The organism is Kitasatospora sp. NPDC091257 (genome assembly GCF_044757675.1).
Classification (GTDB): domain Bacteria; phylum Actinomycetota; class Actinomycetes; order Streptomycetales; family Streptomycetaceae; genus Kitasatospora; species Kitasatospora lactacystinica.
This window is the reverse complement of record NZ_JBIVVI010001913.1, coordinates 1-1,014: the sequence shown is the minus strand read 5'-3', so window position 1 is coordinate 1,014 and position 1,014 is coordinate 1. Positions and strand designations below refer to the sequence as shown.

Genomic DNA, 1,014 nt, shown 5'->3' with positions numbered 1-1,014 from the left:
CCCTGCTGGCCGCCGCCCGGCACGACGGCGTCAGCGTCATCCGCAACGCCTCGCCCAACTACATGGTCCAGGACCTCTGCTTCTTCCTGGAGAAGCTGGGCGTGAGGATCGAGGGCATCGGCACCACCACCCTCACCGTGCACGGCGTCCCGCAGATCACCTGCGACGTCGACTACACCCCGGCCGAGGACCCGGTGGAGGCGATGAGCCTGCTGGCCGCCGCCGTCGTCACCTCCTCCGAGCTGACCGTCCGCCGGGTGCCGATCGAGTTCCTGGAGATCGAGCTCGCCGTGCTGGAGGGCATGGGTCTCGACTACGACCGCACCCCCGAGTACCGGGCCCACAACGGTCACACCCGGCTGGTCGACCTCACCGTGCGCCCGTCCAAGCTGACCGCGCCGATCGACACCATCCACCCGATGCCGTTCCCCGGCATCAACATCGACAACGTGCCGTTCTTCGCCGCCATCGCCGCGGCCGCGCACGGCACCACGATGATCCACGACTGGGTGTACGACAACCGCGCGATCTACCTGACCGAGCTGACCCGCCTCGGCGCCGACGTCAAGCTCCTCGACCCGCACCGGGTGCTGGTCCAGGGGCCGACCCGGTGGCGCGCCGCCGAGATGATGTGCCCGCCGGCCCTGCGCCCCGCCGTGGTCATCCTGCTCGCCATGCTCGCCGCCAAGGGCACCTCGGTGCTGCGCAACGTCTACGTCATCAACCGCGGCTACGAGGACCTCGCCGAGCGCCTCAACTCCATCGGCGCCCAGATCGAGACCTTCCGCGACATCTGAGAAACCGGACGGAACGTCATGTCACTGACCGGCCTCACCCGTTGAGGCCGGTCGGCAGCACGGCGACCTCCAGGCCGGTGTCCAGGTAGTCCACGAACACCGGGTTGTTCAGTGCCGAGGGCGAGCGCCGTTCCCGGACCAGCCGGACCGCCTCGCCGCTCTCGTGGCCGAGGCCGATCAGCGCCTGCGCCGCCACCAGGCCCGAGCGGTTGTACCC

At 69.8% G+C, this 1,014-nt stretch carries 1 protein-coding gene and 1 pseudogene; one reads left to right on the top strand and one right to left on the bottom strand.

Going from position 1 to position 1,014, the window contains the following annotated elements:
- A partial coding sequence (locus ACIQOV_RS42840; RefSeq protein ID WP_401056723.1) for a UDP-N-acetylglucosamine 1-carboxyvinyltransferase occupies window positions 1-797 on the top strand: 797 nt, incomplete at its 5' end.
- Window positions 798-831: 34 nt separating this feature from the next.
- Here ACIQOV_RS42840 and ACIQOV_RS42835 read toward each other — a convergent pair.
- Window positions 832-1,014 (bottom strand): annotated as a pseudogene (locus tag ACIQOV_RS42835) (protein phosphatase); the annotation flags it as partial.